The sequence below is a fragment of the Streptomyces capitiformicae genome (assembly GCF_002214185.1).
GTDB lineage: Bacteria > Actinomycetota > Actinomycetes > Streptomycetales > Streptomycetaceae > Streptomyces > Streptomyces capitiformicae.
In genome coordinates this window covers 8012735-8029477 of record NZ_CP022161.1, presented here as the reverse complement: position 1 = coordinate 8029477, position 16743 = coordinate 8012735, and the positions used below count along the sequence as shown (strand labels likewise).

Annotated in this window: 12 protein-coding genes; 3 read left to right on the top strand and 9 right to left on the bottom strand. The window is 70.6% G+C overall.

Going from position 1 to position 16743, the window contains the following annotated elements:
- Window positions 1–126 precede the first annotated feature (126 nt).
- The 9 genes from CES90_RS35965 to CES90_RS35925 form a co-directional block, all read right to left on the bottom strand.
- A complete protein-coding gene (locus tag CES90_RS35965) occupies window positions 127–1209 on the bottom strand; it encodes a pseudouridine synthase (RefSeq protein WP_189787588.1) in 1083 nt (360 codons plus the stop codon).
- Window positions 1209–1883: an SMC-Scp complex subunit ScpB gene (gene scpB, locus CES90_RS35960; RefSeq protein WP_189787589.1), complete on the bottom strand. Its 675-nt coding sequence runs from the start codon at window positions 1881–1883 to the stop codon at window positions 1209–1211. The genes CES90_RS35965 and scpB overlap by 1 nt, the downstream gene beginning before the upstream one ends.
- Window positions 1880–2980 (bottom strand): segregation and condensation protein A, encoded by a 1101-nt coding sequence (locus CES90_RS35955; RefSeq protein ID WP_189787590.1) that lies wholly within the window; start codon window positions 2978–2980, stop codon window positions 1880–1882. The genes scpB and CES90_RS35955 overlap by 4 nt, the downstream gene beginning before the upstream one ends.
- Before the next feature lie 18 nt (window positions 2981–2998).
- Window positions 2999–3595 (bottom strand): hypothetical protein, encoded by a 597-nt coding sequence (locus CES90_RS35950; protein ID WP_189787591.1) that lies wholly within the window; start codon window positions 3593–3595, stop codon window positions 2999–3001.
- A complete protein-coding gene (locus CES90_RS35945) occupies window positions 3580–4716 on the bottom strand; it encodes a ParA family protein (protein WP_149823374.1) in 1137 nt (378 codons plus the stop codon). The genes CES90_RS35950 and CES90_RS35945 overlap by 16 nt, the downstream gene beginning before the upstream one ends.
- Window positions 4717–5203: 487 nt before the next feature.
- Window positions 5204–6328, bottom strand: a complete 1125-nt coding sequence (gene ald, locus CES90_RS35940) for an alanine dehydrogenase (RefSeq protein WP_189787592.1) — start codon at window positions 6326–6328, stop codon at window positions 5204–5206.
- 166 nt (window positions 6329–6494) lie between these two features.
- Entirely contained in the window at window positions 6495–8603 is a 2109-nt protein-coding gene (locus CES90_RS35935; RefSeq protein WP_189787593.1) for a tetratricopeptide repeat protein, read from the bottom strand.
- 171 nt (window positions 8604–8774) lie between these two features.
- A complete protein-coding gene (locus tag CES90_RS35930) occupies window positions 8775–9401 on the bottom strand; it encodes an NUDIX domain-containing protein (protein ID WP_189787594.1) in 627 nt (208 codons plus the stop codon).
- Between the two features lie 96 nt (window positions 9402–9497).
- Complete coding sequence (locus tag CES90_RS35925; RefSeq protein WP_189787595.1) at window positions 9498–11162, bottom strand: CTP synthase; 1665 nt, start codon at window positions 11160–11162, stop codon at window positions 9498–9500.
- Between the two features lie 560 nt (window positions 11163–11722).
- Between CES90_RS35925 and CES90_RS35920 the strand changes: the two genes are divergently transcribed.
- From CES90_RS35920 to CES90_RS35910, 3 genes are all read left to right on the top strand, one after another.
- Window positions 11723–13525 carry a glycoside hydrolase family 15 protein gene (locus CES90_RS35920; protein ID WP_189787611.1) on the top strand — a complete coding sequence of 601 codons (1803 nt, stop codon included), beginning with the start codon at window positions 11723–11725 and terminating at the stop codon, window positions 13523–13525.
- 128 nt (window positions 13526–13653) lie between these two features.
- Window positions 13654–15036, top strand: coding sequence for an FAD-binding oxidoreductase (locus CES90_RS35915; RefSeq protein ID WP_189787596.1), 1383 nt, complete (start codon window positions 13654–13656; stop codon window positions 15034–15036).
- A gap of 53 nt (window positions 15037–15089) precedes the next feature.
- Entirely contained in the window at window positions 15090–16742 is a 1653-nt protein-coding gene (locus tag CES90_RS35910; protein ID WP_189787597.1) for a PucR family transcriptional regulator, read from the top strand.
- The last annotated feature ends 1 nt before the right edge of the window (window position 16743 follow it).

The window sequence follows — 16743 nt, the reverse complement described above, 5'->3', positions numbered from 1 at the left end:
GGGGTGGGCTCCGGGGTACAACCCTTTTACGGGGAAAGGAACGCCAAGAGCGGGGCCGGGAACGGCAAAGGGCCGGCCCCGAAGGCAAAGCCGGGGTCGGCCCACTGCTCGAACGTGGCGGAGGCTCTAGAGGTCGACCTCCTGCATCAGCATCCCGACCTCGGTGTTCGACAGGCGACGCAGCCAGCCCGACTTCTGGTCGCCGAGGGTGATCGGGCCGAAGGCGGTGCGGACGAGCTTGTCGACGGGGAAGCCGGCCTCGGCCAGCATCCGGCGCACGATGTGCTTGCGCCCCTCGTGCAGGGTGACCTCGACGAGGTAGTTCTTGCCGGTCTGCTCGACGACCCGGAAGTGGTCCGCGCGCGCGTACCCGTCCTCCAGCTGGATGCCGTCCTTGAGCTTCTTGCCCAGGTCACGCGGGATCGGACCCACGATGTGCGCCACATACGTCTTCTTGACGCCGTACTTGGGATGGGTCAGCCGGTGCGCCAGCTCGCCGTGGTTGGTGAGCAGGATGACGCCCTCGGTCTCGGTGTCGAGGCGGCCCACGTGGAAGAGCCGGGTCTCGCGGTTGGTGACGTAGTCACCGAGGCACTGCCGGCCCTCGGGGTCCTCCATGGTCGACACGACACCGGCGGGCTTGTTGAGGGAGAAGAACTGGTACGACTGCGTGGCGACGGTCAGACCGTCGACCTTGACCTCGTCCTTCTCCGGGTCGACGCGCTTGCCCTGCTCCAGGACGATCTCGCCGTTGACCTCGACACGGGCCTGCTCGATCAGCTCCTCGCAGGCGCGCCGGGAGCCGTAGCCGGCCCGCGCGAGCACCTTCTGCAGCCGCTCGCCCTCCTGCTCGGCGCCCGGGAAGGTCTTGGGCAGCTTGATGTCCTTCTTGCCCGCGTACCGCTCCCGGTTACGCTCCTCCGCCCGCGCGTCGTACTCGCGCGAGGTCGCCGGAGCCGAACGGCCGCGCCCTCGCGGCTGCTGGGACTGCTTGGGGCCACCCTTGGCACCGCCGCGCGCGGAGGCACCGCGCCCGGACTTCGGCCCGTCCTGCGTCGCCCCGGGCCCCACGTCGTAGCGGCGCTCCTCGGGACGGGGCTTACGGGGACGCCCCTGTCCGCCGCTCTGCTTCTGATCCCGGTTGTTGCCGGCACCGCGATAGTTACCGCGCCCGCCGCTCTTGCCACTACCGCTGCCGCTGCTTCGCATCAAAGTTCCGTCGTCGTCGTGTCAGTCATGGCCGACGTGGGACCGTCGTCCGCGTCCGGAGCATCCGGATCGAACGAGGGTACGGCTTCCTGGGTCTCGGCCTCGATCGCCTCCGCCTCGGGGAGGAAGGGCGCGAGCTCCGGGAGCTCGTCCAGGCCGCGCAGGCCCATCCGCTCCAGGAAGTAGTTCGTCGTCCTGTACAGGATCGCACCTGTTTCGGGTTCCGCGCCCGCCTCCTCGACCAGCCCGCGCTGGAGGAGGGTGCGCATGACCCCGTCGCAGTTGACCCCGCGTACGGCCGAGACCCGGCTACGGCTGACCGGCTGCCGGTACGCGACCACGGCCAGCGTCTCCAGCGCGGCCTGGGTGAGCCGGGCCTGCTGCCCGTCGAGCACGAACCGCTCGACGGCGGCCGCGTACTCGGGCCGGGTGTAGAACCGCCAGCCCCCGGCGATGACCCGCAGCTCGAAACCGCGCCCCTGGATCGCGTACTCATCGGCCAGTTCCCTGAGCGCCTTGCCGATCTGCCGCTTGGGCCGCTCCAGGACCTTGCTCAGATGCTCCTCGGTCGCGGGCTCGTCCACGACCATGAGGACGGCCTCGAGGGCGGGCTTGAGGTCGAGGTCGGCGACGGTACGCAGACCCGCGGGCACCTCGGTGGTCTCCTCGCTCACGCCTTCTTCTCCTCCTTGGGCAGTTCGGGCGGCCGGTCGAACTCGTCCGTGACCACGGGCTCCGCGCCCCCGTCGCCACCGGTCCACCGCACGATCAGATCGCCGAGAGCGGTCTCCTGGTCGAGAGCCACGGCCTTCTCCCGATAGAGCTCCAGCAACGCGAGGAAACGGGCGACGACGGTGAGGGTGTCGTCGGTGTCCTCGACGAGCACACGGAAGGACGCCTCCCCCAGTTCCCGCAGCCGGGCCACCACGATCCCGGCCTGTTCCTGCACGCTGACGAGGGGCGCGTGGATGTGATCGACGTACACCTGAGGCTTCGGCTTCGGCTGCATCGCCTTGACCGCCAGCCTGGCGAATCCTTCCGCCCCGATGCTGATGACCACCTCGGGCAACAGCTCCGCGTGGTGCGGCTCCAGCCCGACGGTACGAGGGTAGCGCCGGGCCTCGTCGTCCAGCCGCCGATTGAAGATGTCCGCGATCTGTTTGTACGCCCGGTACTGCAGCAACCGCGCGAACAGCAGATCCCGGGCCTCGAGCAACGCGAGGTCAGCCTCGTCCTCGACCTCGGCGGCGGGCAACAGCCGGGCCGCCTTCAGATCGAGCAGCGTGGCGGCGACGACCAGAAACTCGGTCGTCTCATCCAGATCCCAGTCCGGCCCCATCCCCCTGATGTACGCCATGAACTCATCGGTGACCTTGGACAGCGCGACTTCGGTGACGTCGAGCTTGTGCTTCGAGATCAACTGAAGGAGAAGATCGAACGGCCCCTCGAAGTTGGCGAGCCGAACTTTGAAGACCCCGTCGTCGGCTTCTGCTTCTTCTGCTTCTGCTTCTGCTTCTGCTTCTGCTTCTGCTTCTGCTTCTGCGGGAACGACAGCGGAGGGCGCGTCTTCGGCTTCCGCAGCGTTGTGGGCAGTCGTTCCGCAGGGCGGAACGGGTGGGCACAACGCCCCACCGGCCTCAGCCGCAGAACTCTCCTCAGCCAGCGACTCACTCTCGACCGGCGGAGCCGGGTGCGCCGCCCCAGGCCCCCGCCCCAGCGCACGCCGACGACCGGCCGAACCGCCGGGGGCTGGGGTGTCGTACGAGGTCATAGCCCCCGAAGGCTACCCCTACCGCCCGCGCAGCCGACGTACGAGGATGCTCGCGTCCCCCCGGGCCTCCAGGTCGGCCAGTACCACGGCGACGGCCTCCCGTACGATCCGCCCGCGGTCGACGGCCAGCCCGTGTTCCCCGCGCAGCACCAGCCGGGCGTGCTCGAGATCCATGAGCTCCTCGGCGGACACGTACACGGTGATCTTCTCGTCGTGCCGCTCCCGCCCACTGGGCCGGCGCCCGGCGGCCCGCCCCCGCTTGCGTGGTGCGGCACCAGCGGCGGCTCCCGCGGCAGAACCTTCCTGCGCGGCTCCCTGGCGGCGCGCGGCGGCCGCCCGCTCGGCCCCCGCGGCGGCGGAGCGGCTGCGCGGCTGATCCCCGGCCTCGGACTCCGCGTCCGCGGCCACGTGCTCGGACCCCTCGCCGTCACCGCCCTGTACGGGCACGGACGGCGGCGCGTCCTCCGCGGCGGCGGCCCCGTCGCTGTCCCCGGCGGGAGCGGGCACCCGGGCTTCTCCGTTGGCCCCCCGCCGGGGAGTGGACGGCTGAAGCGCCATTCCCCCTGTCGTACGGAAGAGTTCGTCGGCCCCCGGCAGACTCACTCGGCGTGACACCGGGCGAGCACCTCCCTGGCGAGCTGGCGGTAGGCGGCGGCACCGACGGAGTTGGAGGCGTAGGTGGTGATCGGTTCACCGGCGACCGTGGTCTCCGGGAAGCGGACCGTGCGCCCGATGACCGTGTGGTAGACGTGGTCGTCGAACGCCTCGACGACACGCGCGAGGACCTCACGGCTGTGGACGGTGCGCGAGTCGTACATCGTGGCGAGGATGCCGTCGAGCTCCAGCTCGGGGTTGAGCCGCTCCTGGACCTTCTCGATGGTCTCCGTCAGCAGCGCGACACCGCGCAGGGCGAAGAACTCGCACTCCAGCGGCACGATCACCTTGTGGGCGGCGGTCAGCGCGTTCACGGTCAGCAGACCCAGTGACGGCTGGCAGTCGATCACGATGTAGTCGTAGTCCGCCATGAGCGGCTTCAGGGCGCGCTGCAACGTCGATTCACGCGCGACCTCGCTCACGAGCTGGACCTCGGCCGCAGACAGGTCGATGTTGCTCGGCAGCAGGTCCATGTTGGGGACCGCGGTCTTCAGCAGGACCTCGTCGGCCGACATGCCCCGCTCCATGAGCAGGTTGTAGACCGTGAGGTCGAGCTCCATGGGGTTCACGCCGAGGCCGACCGAGAGGGCGCCCTGCGGGTCGAAGTCGACGAGCAGGACCCGGCGGCCGTACTCCGCGAGCGCGGCGCCCAGGTTGATGGTCGACGTCGTCTTGCCGACGCCGCCCTTCTGGTTGCACATCGCGATGATCGTCGCGGGACCGTGACTGGTCAGCGGACCCGGGATCGGGAAGTACGGCAGCGGTCGGCCGGTAGGGCCGATGCGCTCGCGTCGCTGACGCGCCGCATCGGGCGCGAGCGTGGCCGCGTACTCCGGATCGGGCTCGTACTCGGCGTCGGGGTCGTAGAAGTGCCCGTCGGGCAGCTCGTCGTAGTCGGCGAAGTGGTTGTGGACCCCGCCACTTCCGTCGCCGGCCATGGCGTTCACGTGTTGGCCATCCATGCTCTGGTGTGCTGGCTGAGTCACCCCTGAGGACTGGTGACCCTGGTGGGCTGCGAAGGTGCGGACTGCGACGGAGCCGACAGCCGCGAACCCCGTGGGTCCCGAGACCCGCGCAGGCATTCCTGGTTGACCACCCCCGGGAGTAAATGTCGACTCATTCACAAGTCGTCTTACCTCCTTGGTGACCAGGAAACTTCTAGATAGGTCAGCGTGGCACCATGCCGACGGTTGGCGACTCTATGGCGTGTCGGCGGTCCGCAGCAACACAATCCACCGGACCCGGCCCGATGTGTCGGCAATGAAACATGCGGCTGTCAAGGGCGTAGGGCCGTCGCACAGCAGGTTTCACCGGTGCGTGAAACATCCGAAGCGTTACGTTCGAGGCGAGTTGCGCGAGTGTCGCAAAGTGACCATACACACATCCGGCCGGACCTTGTCGGGCAAGATCCGGCCGGGAAGGTGCTGTTGACGACCTGTGTTGACGTATCGCCTTTTACCGAAAGGTGACTTAAAGCAGCCGGTCAGCGGTCGGTCGACGGCCTGCGCGGTCGGTGTGCGGCTTTATCGACCGCCTGCGCGGTCGGTGTGCGGCTTTGTCGACCGCCGGTCAGCCGAGGAGCGACGCCAACTCGACATGCTCCAGGCCGTGCGCCTCGGCGACCTCGCGGTAAACCACCTTGCCGTCATGGGTGTTGAGCCCCTTGGCCAGCGCCGGGTCGCGGCGCAGCGCCTCGGCCCAGCCGTGGTCGGCGAGTTCGACGATGTACGGCAGCGTGGCGTTGGTCAGCGCGTAGGTGGAGGTGTTGGGCACCGCGCCGGGCATGTTGGCGACGCAGTAGAAGACCGAGCCGTGGACCGGGAAGGTGGGTTCGGCGTGCGTGGTGGGTCGGGAGTCCTCGAAGCAGCCACCCTGGTCGATCGCGATGTCGACAAGGACACTTCCGGGCTTCATGCGCGACACCAGCTCGTTGGTGACCAGCTTCGGCGCCTTGGCGCCCGGGATGAGGACCGCGCCGATGACGAGGTCGGCCTCCACGCAGGCCTTCTCCAGCTCGAAGGCGTTGGAGACGACGGTCTGGATCCTGGTGCCGAAGATCTTGTCAGCTTCCTTGAGCTTGTTGATGTCCTTGTCGAGCAGGGTCACGTGGAAGCCCATGCCGATGGCGATCTGCGCGGCGTTCCAGCCCGACACACCGCCACCGATGACGACGGCCCGGCCCGCCGCGACACCCGGGACACCACCGGGCAGGACACCGCGGCCGCCGTTGGCCCGCATCAGGTGGTACGCGCCGACCTGCGGCGCGAGTCGGCCGGCGACCTCGGACATGGGGGCGAGCAGCGGGAGCGCGCGACTCGGCAGTTCGACGGTCTCGTACGCGATCGCGGTCGTGCCCGACTCGATGAGGGCGTCGGTGCACTCCTTGGAGGCGGCCAGGTGCAGGTAGGTGAAGAGCGTCTGGTCCTTGCGGAGGCGGTGGTACTCCTCGGCGATGGGCTCCTTGACCTTGAGCAGCAGGTCGGCGGTGGCCCACACCTCGTCGGCGGTCTTCAGGATCTCGGCGCCGGCGGCGACGTACTCGGCGTCCGGGATCGACGAGCCGACGCCGGCGCCCTGCTCGATGACGACCTGGTGGCCGTGGCGTACGAGCTCGTGCACGCCGGCGGGGGTGATCGCGACTCGGAACTCGTTGTTCTTGACCTCGCGGGGGATGCCGACCTTCACGTCGATCACGGTCCTTGACTCGGAGGGGAGTGGGGGTGCGCGCACACAGGCGGTACATGCCCCCGCAATGCAGGACATACCCGTATGCATGGGAACGCACCGGGAGACACCGCAGGAGAAGCGGCGGCGCAGCCAGTCTAATGAAGGTATCCCCGCTGTCTAGCCTTTCAATGCATCAATCTTTCGCGGATGCGCTACGGATTTCGCAGGCGTTAGCGTCGTGTTCCGCATCGATCTCATGGGTTTCGCCGGTCCCGTCGGCCTCGGTGTCCGGAAACTCCGGACCGAGCAGACGCCTGGCGGCTTCCCGGTGCAGCCGGGCGGCCGCGGGGTCACCGAGCCGTTCCAGGGTGTCGGCGAGCCGCAACTGGAGCGCGGCCTGCAACCGGGAGTCGTCGGCGCGCCGCGCCCACTCCACCGCCTCCTGACAGGTGCGCAGGGCCTCCTCGGGGCGCCCCGCGTACTCCTGGACGCGCGCCATCTCGCTCAACGCCCTTGCCTGACCGCCCACATCGCCGAGTCTGCGGTAGCCGGTGAGCGCCGAGCTCCAGTTCCGCAGCGCCTCCCCGTAGCGGCCCGCGTAGGTGTGCGCGGAGGCGATGCGGCCGTACAGCCGGGCGGCGTCCTCGCGCTCGTCCCGGGCGAGCCGCTGGGCGAGCGCCCTGCCGTACCAGTCGGCGGCCCGTTCGTAGTCCTCCAGCTCCTGGTGGGCGCCGCCTACGGATTCCATCGCGCGGCCGGTCGCGTACGGGTCGTTCGCCCGCCGTCCGGCGTCGAGCGCGGCTCGATAGCGGGCCAGCGCCGCCTTCGTACGGCCGGTCCGGGCGTCCAGATCGCCGAGGTTCAGCAGGGCGGCGGCCCGCTCGCGGGGCAGGTTCCGGCGCTCGGCGACGTCCAGGACGAGCCGGTGGATGTCGTACAGGTCGGCGGCCGCGGCCTGCGTACCGAAATGCGCCACCATGGCCCGCACCAGCTGGGACATCAGGCGCCGGGCCAGGGTGTCCAGCTCCCCGTCGGCGACCGCGAGCCGGGCCGCGGCGAGCAGCGCGGGCCGGCGGACACGCAGCCACTCCTCGGCGGCCCGGGGGCTCGAGAACCGCAGCGCCTTGGGCATCCCGAGGAGCTTCTCGCGAGCCAGCGGGCTGTCGGTCTCGGTGATGGCCCGGCAGGACTGCAGCAGCCGTACCGTCCGCTCCAGCATCCGGGCCCGGGCCAGCTGCAGCTCACCCGGGCGTTCGTGGCTCTCGGCGAGGGACCACAGCAGCGGCTGGAGGCAGCCGGGGACCTCGTACTGCGGCAGGGGCGAGTCGAGCCGGTGCAGGACGCCCAGAGCCACGAAGTCGTCCAGCGTGGTGCGGGCCGCGCCGACCGAGCAGCCGGCGAGCCCGGAGGCGACGTGCGGGTCGACCAGGCCGGCCGGGGCGAGCGCGAGGAGGCGCAGTATCCGGGCGGCGGGCGCCGGCAGGGAGGCGTACGACAACTTGAGGATCCGGACGAGCACCGGGCTGTCGCCGTCTTCGGCGCGCAGTTGTTTGGCGAGGTCGGAGACGGCGGCCGTGGGCCGGGCGGCCAGCCAGCCACCGGCGAGGCGCAGCGCGGCGGGCTGGGCGGCGCACACCTCGGCGAGCCCTTCGGCGGAGCGCGGATCGACGGTGATGCGCACCGAGCCGGTGAAGCGTTCCAGCAGCGCCACCGCGGACTTGGTGTCCAGTCCGCCCAGGGTGCACGGGCGGACGTCGGAGATGCCTGTCAGCGGCCCCTCGGAGACCGCCACGACCAGGGAGTCGGGGGTGTCCGGCAACAGCGCGTCGACCTGCTCGGCGTCCACCGCGTCGTCCAGCAGCAGCACCACCCGGCGGTCGGCCAGAGCCTCGCGCAACGCCTCGCTGAGATCGTCCTCGTCGGCACCGGCAGGGGCCGGCCGACCCAGTTCGCCGAGCAGTTCCCGTGCCGCGCGCTCGACCGGGACACGGGTGCCGTCGGGCTCGGACAGCCGCGCGCGGAGCACCCCGTCGGGGTAACCATCGGTAACCTGCCGTACGAGTTCCTCGGCGAGCGCGGTGCGGCCGAAGCCGGGCCGGCCCGCAATGAGCAGCACGCGCGCGTGGGGAGCCTTGCGGCCGGCGAGCGTGTTGAGCCCCGCGCGGCCGATGTCCGCCCGGAGCTCTTTCAACTCCCTTGTGCGGCCGAGGAACTGACTGTCCGTGGGGGCGGCCTCGACAGCCGGGGGCCGCCCTGTTCCGGACGCCCGGGTCCCCCCGGTGTCCACCGCCTGATCCGCCACGGGCCACACTCCCGTCCCACTGCACGAGCAAGCCCGCCGGGACTCCGGTTCGGGCGCTACCCGAGCCTAGTTCACGCTCTGCGACGATCTGGGCGGAGCACCGCGGGCAGGTCGCTCGATCGGATCAGCAGATCGTAGGACTGGTGGTGCGAGGCTGCCATGCGGAGGGGTTCAGGACTCGAACGGCCGCGCGGGCCATGGCGCCTCGGCCGGCCGCAGCGCCTCCACGCCATCCCCGCTCCGCGCCGCCACCAGCGAAAGCACCCCTACCACCAGGCAGTTGTTGTGCAGCTCGCCGGCGAGGACACCCCGTACCAACTCGTCCACGGGAACGCGGGCCAACTCCATGTCGACCTCCTCGTCCTCCACCTCGAAACGCTGCCCCTCGGCCTCGGAGAGATCGCGGGCCAGGAAGACGCGTACGGCCTCGTCGCAGCCGCCGGGGGTGGTGTAGACGTCGGTCAAAACCCGCCAGTCCTCCGCCTTGACGTGCGCCTCCTCGTACAGCTCGCGCTGGGCGGCGTGCAGCGGATTCTCGCCCGGTACGTCCAGGAGCCCCGCCGGGATCTCCCACAGCTTCTGGCGCACGGGGTGGCGGTACTGCCTCAGGACCAGCACCCGGTCCTGGTCGTCGACGGCGAGGACCGCGACGGAACCGGGATGTACCTGGTAGTCGCGGTGGACGACCGAACCGTCGGGCATGACCACGTCGTCGGTGCGCACGGAGGTCTTGTTGCCGACGAACGGCGTGCTGCTGCCGCGGACCTCCCACTCCTCGGCGCTGTCCTTGATCGTCATGTCGACTCGTGCCTCCCACCGTGTGCAAAGAAACCGGGGCACGCATCCCGAAAGACGCGCACCCCGGCCACCGTACAGCTCTCGTGTCCCTCGGTTTTACTTACCGGTCTTGCGCTCCACGGCGGCCTTGACCAGGCCCGCGAACAGCGGGTGCGGCCGGGTGGGACGCGAGCGCAGCTCGGGGTGCGCCTGCGTCGCGACCAGGTACGGGTGCACCTCGCGCGGGTACTCGACGTACTCGACGAGCTTGCCGTCCGGCGAGGTTCCGGAGAACTGCAGGCCCGCCTTCTTCTCCAGCTCGGCGCGGTAGGAGTTGTTCACCTCGTAGCGGTGACGGTGGCGCTCCTCGACGTACTCCTTGCCGTCGTACACCTCGCGCACGATCGAGCCCTCGGCCAGCTTCGCCGGGTACATGCCCAGCCGCATCGTCCCGCCCATGTCGCCCTCACCGGCGACGATGTCGAGCTGCTCGGCCATGGTGGAGATGACCGGGTGGGCGGTGGCGGAGTCGAACTCGGTGGAGTTGGCGTCCGGGATGTCGGCGAGGTTCCGCGCGGCCTCGATCACGATGCACTGCAGGCCGAGGCAGAGGCCGAGCAGCGGGATCCTGTTCTCGCGGGCGTACCGGATGGCGCCGACCTTGCCGGAGACACCGCGGTCGCCGAAGCCGCCGGGGATGCAGATGGCGTCGACGTCGGCGAGCTGGGCGGCGGCGCCGGCCGGGGTCTTGCAGTCGTCGGAGGTGACCCACTTGATCTTCACGCGGGCCTTGTTGGCGAAGCCGCCCGCGCGCAGCGCCTCGGTGACCGAGAGGTAGGCGTCGGGCAGATCGATGTACTTGCCGACCAGGGCGAGGTTGATCTCGTGCTGCGGGTTGTGGACGCGGTCGAGCAGGTCGTCCCAGGTCGTCCAGTCCACGTCACGGAACGGCAGGTCCAGCTTGCGGACGACGTAGGCGTCCAGACCCTCGCCGTGCACGGTCTTGGGGATGTCGTAGATCGAGCGGGCGTCGGGGCAGGCGACGACGGCGGCCTCGTCGACGTCGCACATCAGGGAGATCTTGCGCTTGATCGCGGCGGGCACCTCACGGTCGCAGCGCAGCACGATCGCATCTGGCTGAATACCGATGTTGCGCAGGGCCGCAACCGAGTGCTGGGTGGGCTTCGTCTTCAGCTCTCCCGAGGGGCCGATGTACGGCAGGAGCGAGATATGCACCACAAAAACGTTGTCACGGCCGACCTCGTGCCGGACCTGGCGGACGGTCTCCAGGAACGGCAGCGACTCGATGTCGCCAACCGTGCCGCCGACCTCGGTGATCACGACGTCGACCTCGCCGGTGGCCATGCGCCGGATGCGGTGCTTGATCTCGTTGGTGATGTGCGGGATGACCTGCACGGTGTCGCCCAGGTACTCGCCGCGCCGCTCCTTGGCGATCACCGTGTTGTACACCTGGCCGGTGGTGACGTTGGCCGAGCCGTCCAGATCGCGGTCGAGGAAGCGCTCGTAGTGGCCGATGTCCAGGTCGGTCTCGGCGCCGTCGTTGGTGACGAACACTTCACCGTGCTGGAACGGGTTCATCGTGCCCGGGTCGACGTTCAGGTACGGGTCGAGCTTCTGCATCACGACGCGCAGGCCCCGGGCCTTGAGCAGCATGCCGAGGCTGGAGGCGGTCAGGCCCTTGCCGAGCGAGGAGGCGACACCCCCGGTGACGAAGATGTGCTTGGTCGTCGTGGTGCTGTTTCGGAAAGCAGCGGGCGGCATGGCCAAGAGGGGGCTCCCGTGGTCGCGATTCTGTGTGCGGGTCGGCCGCCGCCCGAGCGGAAGTCGGGGGGTGCCGTCGCTGCGGTTCGGGGGTCCCTACTCAGGTCGGGGCGCCCACCGGTCCACGGGCTACCAGGGTATCAGCGACGGGACACGATCGCTTCCGGCCACGCTCCGCGCACAGACCGCCACGGACCTCGTACAACAGTCGACGATTCTTGGTCGACGTTCACTCATAGCTCACTCGTTCGGCTCACGAACGTTGCCGGGAGCGGCACGCGGAGCCCTCCACCGCGTCGTATCCTCTTCGGACACTCGCTGCCGAGCCCGGCCGGCGAAACGGCACCACCCCCGCCGGTCTCCGGAAACACGAGAGCTCGTCAGTTCGTTGAGCAACGAACGCCTCGAATGCGTTGAGGATCGTTGAGCGACATCGCATGACACCGTCCCTTGGATCACCCTGGATATTGGCCCCTTGTTGATCCCATGGGTCCCTTGACCGCACACCGCACAGCGACCGCCCCTCGGGGGGCGACGTGGCCGTTCGACTGGAGTTGCACGTGGCCGGGCGCATCGAAGACTACGCACTCATCGGAGACATGCAGACCGCTGCCCTGGTCTGCCGGGACGGCACGGTCGACTGGCTGTGCCTGCCCCGCTTCGACTCCCACGCCGTCTTCGCGGGCCTGCTCGGCACGGAGGAACACGGATTCTGGCGCCTGGGCCCCGCCTACGCGGCGGACGCGGAGCCGCCGACGGCCTCCCGGCGCAGGTACCGGGGCGACTCGCTGATCCTGGAATCCGAGTGGGACACCCCCCGCGGCACGGTCCGTGTGACGGATTTCATGCCGCCGCGTGATGGCGCCCCGCAGCTGATCAGGATCGTGGAGGGCATCAGCGGCCGGGTGCCGATGCGCTCGGCGCTGCGGATGCGTTTCTCGTACGGGCGGGTCGTGCCGTGGGTGCACAAGCACGAGGGGCGCACGGTAGCCGTCGCCGGGCCGGACTCGGTGTGGTTCGACACCGAGTGCGAGACCTACGGCAAGGCGCTGACCACGTACGCCGACTTCACCGTGACGCCGGGCGACCGCGTCGCCTTCACGATCTCCTGGGAGCCCTCGCACAAGCAGCCCCCGCCGCTGCCGGAGCCGGAGCCGTCGCTCCAGGCCACCGAGGAGTTCTGGCGGGACTGGGTGGAGCAGTGCACGTACCACGGCCCCTACCGCGAGGCCGTGATCCGCTCGCTCATCACCCTCAAGGCCCTGACATACGCCCCGACCGGCGGCATCGTCGCGGCGCCGACCACCTCCCTGCCGGAGCACATCGGCGGCGTCCGCAACTGGGACTACCGCTACACCTGGCTGCGCGACGCGGCGATCACCCTGTCCTCGCTGCTGCGCACCGGCTACCGCGACGAGGCCCGCGCGTGGCGCGAGTGGCTGCTCCGCGCGGTCGCCGGCGACCCGGAGAACCTGCAGATCATGTACGGCATCGCCGGTGAGCGGGAGCTGGGCGAGGCCGAGCTGGAGTGGCTGCCCGGGTACGAGGACTCGGCGCCGGTCCGGGTCGGCAACGGCGCCGCACACCAGCTCCAGCTGGACGTGTACGGCGAGGTCACCGAGGCCCTGCACCTGGCCCACATGACGGGCCTGGCCCGCAACGACTACGCGGCCCTGCTCCAGCTGAAGCTGATCCGCTACCTGGAGGACCACTGGGACGAGCCGGACGAGGGCATCTGGGAGGTGCGCGGCCCGCGCCGGCACTTCGTGCACTCCAAGGTCATGGCCTGGGTCGCCGTCGACCGAACGATCAAGCTCATCGAGTCCGGCGACGCGGACGGCCCGCTGGAGAAGTGGCGCGAGCTGCGCGACGACATCCACCGGGACGTGTGCGAGAAGGGCTACGACAAGGAGCGCAACACGTTCACGCAGTCGTACGGCTCGAAGGAGCTGGACGCCTCGCTGCTGCTGATCCCGCAGATGGGCTTCCTGCCGCCGGACGACAAGCGCGTCATCGGCACCATCGAGGCGATCCAGCGTGAGCTGTCGACCCCGGACGGCTTCATCCTGCGCTACCCGACGCAGGGCGAGAAGGAGGGCGTCGACGGCCTGCCCGGCGACGAGGGCGCCTTCCTCGCCTGCTCGTTCTGGATGGCCGACGACCTGGCGATGATCGGCCGCGTGGACGAGGCCCGCAAGCTCTTCGAGAAGCTCCTCTCCCTCCGCAACGACCTGGGCCTGCTCGCCGAGGAGTGGGACCCGATCCTGAAGCGCCAGGTCGGCAACTTCCCCCAGGCCTTCAGCCACGTCCCCCTGATCGACACGGCTCTCCGACTGACCGCCTCCGGCGCCTACGGCGGCTGACGGCGCTTCCCACTCGTGCCGCCGAGGCGGCGCGAGTGGGCGCTGCGGCATCTCGTGGCGCCGAGCAGCGCACCCCACCCTCGCCTAGCCTGGAAGTAAGTCCTGTCCCCGGTGGAAAGGGCGCGGCCATGGCTCCCCTTTCGAAGGCACACACGGCACTGGTCGAGCTGCGCGAGGATCTGCGCGGTGACGTCCTCGCCCCGTGGGACCCCGGATACGACGACGCCCGTACCGTCTTCAACGCGATGATCGACCGCCACCCGGCGGTGATCGCGCAGTGCGAGACCGAGCCCGACGTCGTCCGCGCGGTCCGCTTCGCCCGCGACCTCGACCTGAAGATCGCGGTCCGCGGCGGCGGCCACAGCGTGGCCGGAATGGCCCTCAACGACAACGGCCTCGTCATCGACCTGCGCCGCATGCACGCGGTCACCGTCCACCCGGGATCCATGACCGTACGCGTCGAGGGCGGCGCCACCATGAGCCACCTCGACCGGGCCACCGAGCCGTACGCTCTCGCCACCACCGGCGGCCGCGCCTCGACCACCGGCGTCGGCGGCTTCGTCCTCGGCGGTGGCAGCGGCTGGCTGGAGCGGTCCTGCGGTCTCGCCGTGGACAACCTGCTCGGTGTGGAGCTGGTGACCTCCGACGGCCGTACGGTCCGGGCGACCGCCGAGGAGAACCCCGAACTGTTCTGGGCCCTGCACGGCGGCGGCGGCAACTTCGGCGTGGCCACCGCCCTCACCCTCCGCCTGCACGAGCTGCCCGCCTTCGCCGTCGCCCTGCTGCTGTACCTGCCGGAACACGGCCCCGAGGTGATGCGCGTCTTCCGCGAGGTCATCGAGAGCGGCCCGCCCGAGGCGAGCGGCGGCCTGCTCTATCTCACCGGCCCGCCCGAGGAGTTCGTCCCCGACCACATGGTGGGCCGACTCGCCTGCGCCGTCCTCCTGACGTACGCGGGCACCGAGGACGACATGCGCAAGGTCGCCCAGCCGCTGCTGGCGCTGCCGCACGAGGCCGAGGTGGTCGGCGCGATGCCGTACGCGGACGTCCAGTGCATGATCGACGATCCGCCCGGCATGCGGAACTACTGGTCGGCGGAGTATCTGACCGGCCTGCCGGACGACCTGGTGGACGTCTTCTGCACGCGCGCGTGGACGATGCCCGTACCGACCGGCACCCAGCACGTGCTCTTTCCGTACGGCGGCGCGGTCGCCGACGGCCCTGCCGAGTACCCGGTGCCGTACCGCGACGCGCCCTGGGCCGTGCACCCCTTCGGCATCTGGGCGGACCCCGCCGACGACGAGCGGTGTGTGCGGTGGGTACGGGACGTCCGCGCCGACGTCCAGCCGTGGAGCACCGGCGCGGTCTACCTCAACTTCATCGGCGACGAGGGTTCCGCCCGGGTCGAGGCGGGCCTCGGCGCCGAGAACACCCGGCGGCTGGCCGCGGTGAAGGCCGAGTACGACCCCGACAACGTGTTCCGCTTCAACCACAACATCGCGCCCGCATAGCCGCCGACGGGCGAGGATGCCCCCACGACCGGCACGCGGGTAGCGTCCGGTCCATGAACACCCGTGACAGCCGCGAACCCGGTGACGGCCCCGAGGCACAGGGCGGCATCACCGTACGGCGGGCCCTGGAGCTGCCCGGGCTGCGCGGCGGGCTGCCGGAGATCCTGGCCGGCGCCGACCGGCTGGAGCGGACCGTGCGCTGGGTGCACGCGGGCGAGGTCCCGAACATCGCCTCGCTCCTCAAGGGCGGCGAGCTGCTGCTGACGACGGGATACGGGCTCGGCACCCGGCCGGCCGACCAGCGGGCGTTCGTACGGACCCTGGCCGAACGCGGTATCGCGGCCCTCGTCATCGAACTGGGCCCGCGCTTCACCCGGCTGCCCGCGGCCCTCATCGACACCGCGCGCTCGGCCGGTCTCCCGCTCGTCCAGCTGCACCGCGAGGTGGCGTTCGTGACGGTCACCGAGGAGATCCACACCGAGATCGTCAACGGCCACTACGCGCTGCTCCAGCAGGCCGAGGAGGTCCACCGGCGCTGTACCGAGGCGCTGCTCGGCGGGGGCGGGGTGCCCCAAGTCCTCGCCATCCTGGCCGACTTCAGCGGCAATCCGGTGTTCCTGGAGACCGCCGACGGGCAACTGCTGTACGCCGCCGGGACCGGGCCCGCGGCCACCGACCCGTTGCAGGTGTGGGAGGGGCTACGCGCACAGCACAAGGACGAGCCGCCCGCCGGGACGGCCATCGTCGACGTACCGGGCGGCGGGCCGGGGAGCGGTTCGGTACGGGCCCGGCTGGTCCTTCTGCCCGTCGTCGCGCCCCTGGCTCCCGTGCACCGGCTCGCGGCCGAGCGGGCGGCCGGGGTGCTCGCCGTGGTCCTGATGCAGGCCCGGCAGGAGGAGGAGCTGGCGGCGCGCGGGCGCGGCGACTTCCTCACCGACCTCGCCGAGGGCCGTATCCGGGCGGAGGACGCCCCCGCGCAGGCGCGTGTCCTGGGCTTCAAGCCGGGCGGTGGCCCGCTGCTGCCGGTGGTGATGCGGCTCGCCGACGGCCTGTCACCGGATGGGGGAGGCTGGGCGGTTCTTGCCTGCGCGGTGTCCGAGGAGCTGGCCTCGGTGGGCGTACCGGTCCTGCTGGGTGTACGCCCCGTCGAGGGCCGTGTCCCGCTGCTGCTCGGGCTGCGCGCGGAGTCGGAGCGCCCCGCGGTGGCGGACAAGGTCGCGGTGGCGCTGCGGGCGGGCGTGGAGCGGGCCGGGATGCGACGGCCGGGGGGTCATCCGCCCGTGGTGGTGGTCGGGGTGCCCGGCGGCTGGGCGGCCGCCTCGGCCGGGCTCAGGCATGCGGCGGAGACGGCGACGGCCGCGCAGGGCCTGGCCGACCGCCCCTGGTACGACGCCCGGCGCCTCGACATCGACCTGCTGCTGTGGCGGCTGCGCGACCATCCCGACCTGGCCGCGTTCGTGGACCGCGCGATCGGCCCCCTCCGCGACCACGACGACCGCGCCAAGCCCCCGCTGCTGCCCACGCTGGAGACGTATCTGGCGCACGCGGGCCGCAAGGCGGAGACCGCCCGTGAGCTGCACCTCAACCGGCAGACCCTCTACAACCGCCTCGCCCGCATCGGCGAGTTGCTCGGCACCGACCTGGACGACCCGCAGACGGTACTGGCGCTGAGCCTGGCCCTGCGGGCACGCAGACACGTGCCCTGAG